Genomic DNA, 7,556 nt, shown 5'->3' with positions numbered 1-7,556 from the left:
TGGGCGCTGGCGAGATGGGTGGGGGCGCCGGATCCGGATCGGGTCGGCCACTGACATCCTCGGTCGCACTCGCCGGACTCTGGTCGTCCTAGCCGCCGCGCATCGGGATCACGACACCGCGAACAATGCGGCCGCCAACCTCGCGGCCTTCTGCCAGCGATGCCACATGATCCAGGACCGGCCAGAGCATCAGAGGCGTCGCTGGCGCACGCTGTTCCGGCGAAAGTCGCTCGGCGACCTGTTCGGCGGTCCCTACGCCAAAAAACCAGCGCCTACGGTCCTCTGCTGCCATTGCTACGACGAGGTTCGCGTCTTCGTAGGCGACTATGGTAGGGGCTATAGCCCGGATCAGACGCAAGCGTTCTGAAGGGCTGCGAGCGTCCCGGGCTTGCCGAGTAGGTAGCCTTGTCCCCTGTCGGTCCCGAGCGCTTCTAGGGTGCTCAGTTCCGAGGCTGTCTCAATACCTTCGGCGACCACGCGTGAGCCTACCTCACGCGCGTAGAAGACCATCGCACGTACCAGCGCCCGCCGGGCTGGATCTGTGTCGACGGAGCGCGTCAAGCTCATATCCATCTTGATGATGTCGGGCCCTAGTTGCACGATGTGCTGCAAGCCTGAGTAACCAGCGCCGGCGTCATCGACCGCGACCTGCACGCCGAGCTGCTTCAATGGTGTGAGCTGCGCGTGGAGGGCGGCGTAGTTCGACACCAGCGCATGCTCTGTGATCTCGATGATCGTGCGAGGCGCGTAGGCGGGCGGAATGATATCTGACAGCCGCCTGCTCATCACTGTCTCCGGTGACGTGTTGATCGACAGCGACAGCGAAGCTGGCAACAGCGGGTAGGTGGCGAGCGTCGTCTTCAGAACCGCGAGTTCCAGCTCAACCCCGAGGCCGACATCGGACGCATCCTTGAACCACTTAGAGCGCCTAACAGAACGGCACCGAGCGGGGGTTTCAGCGTTGGTTTGGCATGGCCAGATCGCTTCTCCCCGATGATCTCTGGGATGAGATCGCCCCGCTGCTTCCGCCTCCTCGGCCACGTCCGAAGGGCGGGCGTCGCCCGATCGAGAACCGGGCCGCCCTGACGGGCATCCTGTTCCTGCTGCGCTCGGGCCTGCCGTGGGAGATGCTGCCCGCTGAGATGCGTTGCGGCTCGGGCATGAGTTGTTGGCGTCGGGTGCGGGATTGGCAGGCGGCGGGAGTCTGGAACCGCCTGCATCAGGTTCTGCTGGAGCGCCTGCATGCGGCGGGTGAGATCGACTGGAGCCGGGCTTGCCTGGACAGCGCGTCTGTCCCGGCCAAAAAAGGGGGCCTGCCACCGGCCCGAACCCGACGGACCGGGGCAAGCCGGGCACCAAGCGTCACCTCGCCACCGACGCGCGCGGCACGCCGCTCGGCTTCTGCCTGAGCGGGGCCAACCGGCACGACAGCATCATGATGGCAACCAGGCTCGATGCCATTCCGCCTTTGCGGAGCGGGCGGCGCGGGCGGCCGCGCTGCCGCCCGGGCAAGCTGCACGCCGACAAAGCCTACGATGCCAGGCCCCGCCGACAGGAATGCCAGGCGCGAGGGATCGTACCGCGTATCGCCCGACGCGGCATCGAGAGCAGCGAGAAGCTCGGTCGTCACCGCTGGGTCGTGGAGCGGCCGCAAGTACGACGTGTTCAGGACCGGTGTGCCGTTGCCGGGCTTCGACGGGTTCAAAGATGACGACACCGGGGATGAGGGCTGACCCCATCCCCACCTCGTGGAAGAGACGCCGAGAGCGCAGGCGCAGGACGACATGCCGCCGGCGATCGCGCGAAGAGCCCTATCCGGCCGCCCTACCTATGAGATCTCACAGAATGGGATCTCAGCTATGTGGTACCTCTACGGCTTCGTGCTGCTCGCCGGGATCGCCAATGCGGTACAGCCTGGACAGAACAGCACGCTGGCCAAAGGCCTTTCTCAGCCGCTCACAGCCGGTCTCGTCGTCGGGGTCGGAGCGGCGCTGAGCGTCCTCATCATCGGATTGATGACCCGGCGTCTGGCATGGCCGACCTACGTCGAGTTGGCGCAGATGCCGTGGTGGGCGTGGTTTGGAGGGCTGCTGGGTGGCGGCGTCGTCATCACGCAGCTCCTGATCGCCCGCCAAATCGGTGCCGGTGCATTCCTTTCGCTCCTCGTCACCGCTGGCGTCGTCACCTCCATCTTACTCGATCACTTCGGTTGGGTCGGCTTCGAGGTGCATCCGGCAACCCTATGGCGGCTCGTCGGCAGCGTGCTCATGATCGCTGGCGTTGCCCTAATAGCCGTGTTCTGACCCCATCCCCCGCCTCGTGGAAGAGGCGCTGAAGGCGGCATGCGGCCAGCCAAGGCATATTTCGCTCCCGCAGTTGCATCAAAGATCGTAATTCCGCCAAACGCAACGCTAAGCTCGTAGCCGGATAAGCTCGCACACTTGTCGCATCCGAGTATTGAAAACATAATCGACAGCCGATTAATTTATAGAATATTTGTGCGTTAAGGGCGCATGTTGCGACCTCATCCAGGTCGCGTGAACTCGATCGGATCACCCCGTACCCCACTATTCGTCCACCGAACTGGCTGGAGACATCGTCGCCGCCTATGTGTCGAACAATCCCGTCCCCGCGTCTGAGCTTCCGAACCTGATCAGGAACGTGTACGGCGCGGTCTCTGGATTAGCTTCCGGTGGCGCTCCCGGCAGCAACTCTCCGACCGCCGATGTCAAGAAGCCGACGCCCACAGAGATCCGCAGGTCAATCTGCGACGATGGCCTAGTGAGCTTTATCGACGGCAAGACCTACAAGACGCTCAAGCGCCACCTGACCAGCCACGGGCTCGACCCGAAGGCCTACCGTGAACGCTATGGCCTGCCTTCGGATTACCGAATGGTCGCCCCGACATACGCTGCCCAGCGTTCAGCGCTCGCCAAGGCGATCGGCCGCGGGCGCCCAGGCGCTATGGCCAAGAGCGCTCCAAAGGGGCGCCGCAAGGTCGCCTGATTAAACTCTGAGTTACGCCCTGATCACTCCGCTATCGAGATCTAAGGAGCGATCAGGATCCGCCCTCGAAGCCGCCGGCCCATCTTCATCGGGGATAGCGGCGAAGGACCGGGGGGGGAGGGGGCGGCTGAGGAAGGCTGGACCGACTGATGCCGCGTAGCGTCCCCCCGCGCGCCGGACGTGCGGTTCGCCGTGGACCTAGCCGATCGGCCCGCGGTGCCTGAAATCAGACGGACTGCCACTGCCGACTCAGATCGCTGGAATCGATCCGTGACGGTTGCATCCACTACCAAAGTTCAACCGCGTTTTTAGGTAAGCCGCCCTCAGGAGAGGAGGGCGCGGTTCGTGCCGCTACCGTGGATCAAGGCGCTCGTCGCCGTGAACGAAGACATCATCGCCTTTGAGAGGCGCTTCCACCGACAGTGCGTTCTGGTGGCCCACTTGGCCGAGAATGGGCATGTCCCGGCCGAGGACGAGATGCTGCTCGCCTCCTACATGACGAGCCTGACGCTACTCCGTGCTCATCGAGACAGCCTCTTGGCGGCTGTCCCGACGGACACATGAACGCCGCCAATTCCCGTTCCGAGATCGACTCCCGGCCGACCGTTGAAGCTCAGCTAACCGCTCTCGGTGATCCTGATCTCGGGCCAGGTCGCGTACCGGCCCCTCGCCGTGAGGAACGGCACCAAGCCCCGCCAGCCCGTGATCAGATCGGGCGGCGGGGCCGAGCCGGTTCATGAGATAGCGTAGGCTAGCGGATCATTGCCTCGCTGCAGTCAGTGTCCGCTTGCGGGAAACCGTGATAGCCCATTGAATGGCCGGGATGGGCGCTAAGCCGAAGGTCTGCTTCCAGGCGCTGATCCAACTTCCGTTCGCCACCCCGAGCTGAAGTTGCCGGACGGGTGACGAACGTCCGCTTCAAGGGAACGCCAACAGCGCTTCCGGCGGCTGGGTTGGGTCCTGGCTGTGTCAAAACCCCGATGGTGGTAGCTTTCCTCTGCACGACCGGAGGACGGCATGAGACGGTTCGTTGTCGGTGCCGAGCGCGATCAGACGACGCTGTTTCCGCCTTGTGTTGAGGACTAGATCGCCGAGGACAACCCTGTCCGCGTCGTCGATGCCTTCGTGGAGGCCCTGGACCTCGGCGCACTCGGCTTTGCAGGCGTCGATGCGGCCCGGACGGGTCGACCGGGCTACCATCCGGCCGCCCTGTTGAAGCTGTACGTCTACGGCTATCTCAACCGGGTCCCCTCGAGCCGACGGCTGGAGCGCGAAGCGGGCCGCAACGTCGAGGTCATGTGGCTGACCGGCCAGCGACCGCAACTTCACCCAAGGAAAGCTCGACCGGCGCCGCCAGCAGATCGAGGAGAGCGTGTCACGCTACCTCTCGCAGCTCGACACAGCCGATCGTCAGGATCCCACGCCTGAACTCGCAGCCAAGGTGGAGAGGCTGAAGAAAAAGATCTCCCGCCTCGGGCAGGAGATGGAGCGGCTGGCGGGGTTGGAAAAGCAGATGAAGGCCGCGCCCGACCGGCAAGTCTCGCTGACCGATCCCGACGCATGGTCCATGGCCACCAGCGGCCGTGGATCGGGCGTGGTTGGTTACAACGTCCAGGTGGCAGTCGAGACCGAGCATCACCTGATCGTCGCGCATGCGGTCACCAATGCCGGCTCGGACCGGGCGCAGCTCAGCGGCATGGCCGCGCGGGCCAAAGACGCTCTGGAGGCGGACACGCTCGATGCGGTGGCTGACCGAGGTTACTATTCCAGTGAACAGATCCTGGCCTGCGAACGTACCGGCATCGCCGTAACGCTGCCTTGGCCGATGACCTCGGGCGCCAAGGCCGTCGGGCGCTTCGGCAAGGATGATTTCCTCTACCGTCGTCTGGACAACACCTACCTGTGTCCGGCGGGTCAGACGCTGTCCTAGCGGCACACCTCGGTCGAGAACGGCCTGAACGCGGGCGCACCGTGGCCCTGTTCTTCGTCCACGACCGTATCCCGCGGGACTGGAGCGCGGAGGATGTCGGCTTCCTTCGCGCCGTCGCCGACCGCGTCGAGGCGGCGGTGGCGCGCGTCCGGGCCGAGGAGCAGCAGCAACTCCTGAACCGCGAGCTGTCGCATCGCATGAAGAATACGCTGGCGATGGTCCAGGCCATCGCTACCCAGACCCTCCGCGGCGCGAGCGACATCGAGGCAGCCAAGGAGGTCCTGGCCGCGCGCCTGATCGCGCTGGGCAAGGCCCACGACATCCTCATGACGGGCGAAGGGGAAAGCCGGGAAACCGACATGCGCGCCGTCGTCGAGAACGCGCTCGACCTGCACGACGACCCGGGGCAGAGGCGCTTCAGCCTTCACGGGCCTTCGGTCCCTTGCGGCTCCCGCACTGCCCTTTCCTTGGCTCTGATGGTGCACGAGCTGGCGACGAACGCGGCCAAGTACGGCGCGCTTAGCACGCCCGACGGCCACGTCACCCTGTCCTGGAGCGTCGATGGCCCGGACGGCGACGAGGCGGTCTTTATAACTTGGCGTGAGGAAGGCGGGCCGCCAGTCGTCGCCCCGACCCGTCGCGGGTTCGGCTCCCGCCTGATCGAGCGAGGGCTCGCCGGGGCGGTCGGCGGGCGTGTCGAGCTCCGCTACGAGCCGGAGGGGGTGTGCTGCACTCTGACCGCGCCGCTGGCCGGGTTCTTCGCCGATGGCTGAAGGTGTCCGCCGGCCCGGGGAGGGCCCGCCCCTGGAGACGGCCTGATTGCCAACCGATGATATCGCACCAATATAGAGGCAAAATGCTTGGTGGGCAGCGTTCGCAACGCCGGACGCCCTGGGCGCGTTTGCAATGTCACCTAGGTTGATGCCGGAGTCCTGCAGTACCGCTGACGAGGGAAGCGAGGAGTAGTGCTGGTCCCTCAATGTCGCTGACCAACTGGATCGTGGGTTTGGTGGCCCTGGCGCTCATGCCGGCGTTGGCCATCCAGGGCTACAACGAGTACGCGCTGCGCGCGGCGCGCAGCGAAGGCGTGCGCGCCGAGGCGATCCGGACCGCCCGGGGTGTGGCGGCCGACCTTGGACAGTTCGGGCGCGGCGTCCGCCAAGCCCTGCGCATCCTCGTGGAGGTTCCCGAGATCCATGGCATGGACCCGGAGGCCTGCACGCCGTACCTGCGGACGCTGCTCGACAAGGTACCTGGCGCTTTCTTCTTGGGCGTCATCGGCGCAGACGGTCGCGTCGTCTGCAGCACCGTCAGCTCCGCCCGCGGCGCCTACTCGCTGTCGGACCGCCGATATTTCCAGGATGCAACGAGAGCCGGCTTCGCCGTCGGCGAGTATGTCCGCGGCCGCATCACCGACCAGCCGACCATTCAGCTTGCCCAATCGATACCGGGGCCCGACGGGCTGCCGACAGGCGTCGTCCTTGCTAGCGTCGACCTCGATTACCTCGCCAGGCAACAATCTCAGACCGGTCTGCCCACGGATGCCACGCTCACGGTCGCTGACAGGAAGGGCGCGATCCTGCTGCGCGTGCCCGATCATGCCGAGTGGGTCGGCAAGCTCCTGCCGGCGGCCTACCTCGCGACGCTCCAGGCCAACCGCGGCCAAGTCGTCGACATGCTGGGATTGCGCGGCACGACGCACATCACCGGGGTCGCGGCCGCCACTTCGGACGACCTCGACGGCATCACGGTCTTCGTCGGCCTGTCGCCGGTTTCCGCCTTTGCCGACCTGCGTGGTCCAGTGCCGCCGGCGCTGGACCGAGGTGATCACTTCGACGCGTTCGGCGCGGGGCGGGTCGTTAGAACTCACCATACGGTCGGTCATAGGCACACACTTCCATAAGCGTGAGCCCCTGTCCGGTCATTTCGGGGGCTACTTCAGATCGCTTTCTGCAGCGCTCCCTTGCGAGGCTGGTGGCACCAACCTGCCCGATAATGTCGGCAACATTCGCACTCCCGACTGCAGAGCCACCGTCGGACGATGCGCCAGCAAAGCTTGGCTATCTGCCATCAACATGGCGGGCTCGCTGCTGTGCAGTTTCCTCGGTGGGTTGCTCCAGATCGTAGGAGGCGACGGAGCCTCGATGGCCACTGTAATGACCCGCGACCAACGATCCGATTGCTCGTAATTGCCCGGGTGCAGGACATGGGCAGCGACAAGCAGTCCGATGACTGCGATCGCCGTGGTCGCGAGAGTGGATCGATAGTGTTCCATGTCGGCAGAACGAATGGTCAAGCTCGCCGTTCCGACCGATTTTCCGTGATAGCTAACCGCGACTTTACAGCCACAGCATCTGCTGAGCAGCTTCGTCTACGCGATTGCCCAGGACCGCTGGGATCGCCGGGAGTAGGCTCGGTCGGCGATAGATCGCGGAGAGTGGTAGATTGGGGCCCGTCGGATCAGATATGCGGGAATTGGCATCACTCGATCACCTCCACGATGCGCCGGCTCCCTGGCTCGACGAGCACCGGGTGGCCATTGACGATTGTGTAACTGTACTCCGGCAGCGCGAACTCTCGCGGCACATCGTAGTAGACGACCCCGTCCTCCGGCAGCACG

7 protein-coding genes and 3 pseudogenes are annotated in these 7,556 nt (G+C 65.1%); 8 read left to right on the top strand and 2 right to left on the bottom strand.

The window, feature by feature from the left end; genetic code table 11:
- Positions 1 to 367, top strand: a pseudogene (locus tag MKL01_RS00120) (hypothetical protein); the annotation flags it as partial.
- Here the strand turns inward: MKL01_RS00120 and MKL01_RS00115 are convergent.
- Positions 349 to 1,041, bottom strand: a complete 693-nt coding sequence (locus tag MKL01_RS00115; protein WP_243903214.1) for an EAL domain-containing protein — start codon at positions 1,039 to 1,041, stop codon at positions 349 to 351. The pseudogene MKL01_RS00120 and the gene MKL01_RS00115 overlap by 19 nt on opposite strands.
- On the opposite strand from MKL01_RS00115, the pseudogene MKL01_RS00110 reads away from it, so the two are divergent.
- The 7 genes and pseudogenes from MKL01_RS00110 to MKL01_RS00080 form a co-directional block, all read left to right on the top strand.
- Positions 972 to 1,648 (top strand): annotated as a pseudogene (locus tag MKL01_RS00110) (IS5 family transposase); the annotation flags it as partial. The gene MKL01_RS00115 and the pseudogene MKL01_RS00110 overlap by 70 nt on opposite strands.
- A gap of 211 nt (positions 1,649 to 1,859) precedes the next feature.
- On the top strand, positions 1,860 to 2,303 hold the full coding sequence (locus MKL01_RS00105; RefSeq protein ID WP_243903213.1) for a DMT family transporter: 444 nt from the start codon (positions 1,860 to 1,862) through the stop codon (positions 2,301 to 2,303).
- Between the two features lie 280 nt (positions 2,304 to 2,583).
- Positions 2,584 to 3,006: a MucR family transcriptional regulator gene (locus MKL01_RS00100; protein ID WP_243903216.1), complete on the top strand. Its 423-nt coding sequence runs from the start codon at positions 2,584 to 2,586 to the stop codon at positions 3,004 to 3,006.
- A 345-nt stretch (positions 3,007 to 3,351) separates the two neighbouring features.
- Positions 3,352 to 3,570 (top strand): hypothetical protein, encoded by a 219-nt coding sequence (locus MKL01_RS00095; RefSeq protein WP_243903212.1) that lies wholly within the window; start codon positions 3,352 to 3,354, stop codon positions 3,568 to 3,570.
- Between the two features lie 453 nt (positions 3,571 to 4,023).
- A pseudogene (locus MKL01_RS00090) lies at positions 4,024 to 4,933 on the top strand (transposase); the annotation flags it as partial.
- 44 nt (positions 4,934 to 4,977) lie between these two features.
- Entirely contained in the window at positions 4,978 to 5,709 is a 732-nt protein-coding gene (locus MKL01_RS00085; protein ID WP_243903211.1) for a sensor histidine kinase, read from the top strand.
- 206 nt (positions 5,710 to 5,915) lie between these two features.
- Positions 5,916 to 6,839, top strand: coding sequence for a hypothetical protein (locus tag MKL01_RS00080; protein WP_243903210.1), 924 nt, complete (start codon positions 5,916 to 5,918; stop codon positions 6,837 to 6,839).
- Positions 6,840 to 7,417: 578 nt separating this feature from the next.
- On the opposite strand, the gene MKL01_RS00075 is transcribed toward MKL01_RS00080, so the two are convergent.
- The coding region (locus MKL01_RS00075) for a DUF1236 domain-containing protein (protein WP_243903215.1) at positions 7,418 to 7,556 on the bottom strand (139 nt) is incomplete at its 5' end.

It is taken from the genome of Methylobacterium sp. J-070 (assembly GCF_022829385.1).
GTDB lineage: Bacteria > Pseudomonadota > Alphaproteobacteria > Rhizobiales > Beijerinckiaceae > Methylobacterium.
The sequence above is the reverse complement of the archived record's forward strand: the minus strand, read 5'-3'. Positions and strand labels throughout refer to the sequence as shown.

What these genes read in the sequence shown, in the direction of transcription:
- MKL01_RS00105 (WP_243903213.1), top strand. Translation starts at nt 1,860, where the DNA reads ATGTGGTACCTCTACGGCTTCGTGCTGCTCGCCGGGATCGCCAATGCG.
- MKL01_RS00080 (WP_243903210.1), top strand. Translation starts at nt 5,916, where the DNA reads ATGTCGCTGACCAACTGGATCGTGGGTTTGGTGGCCCTGGCGCTCATG.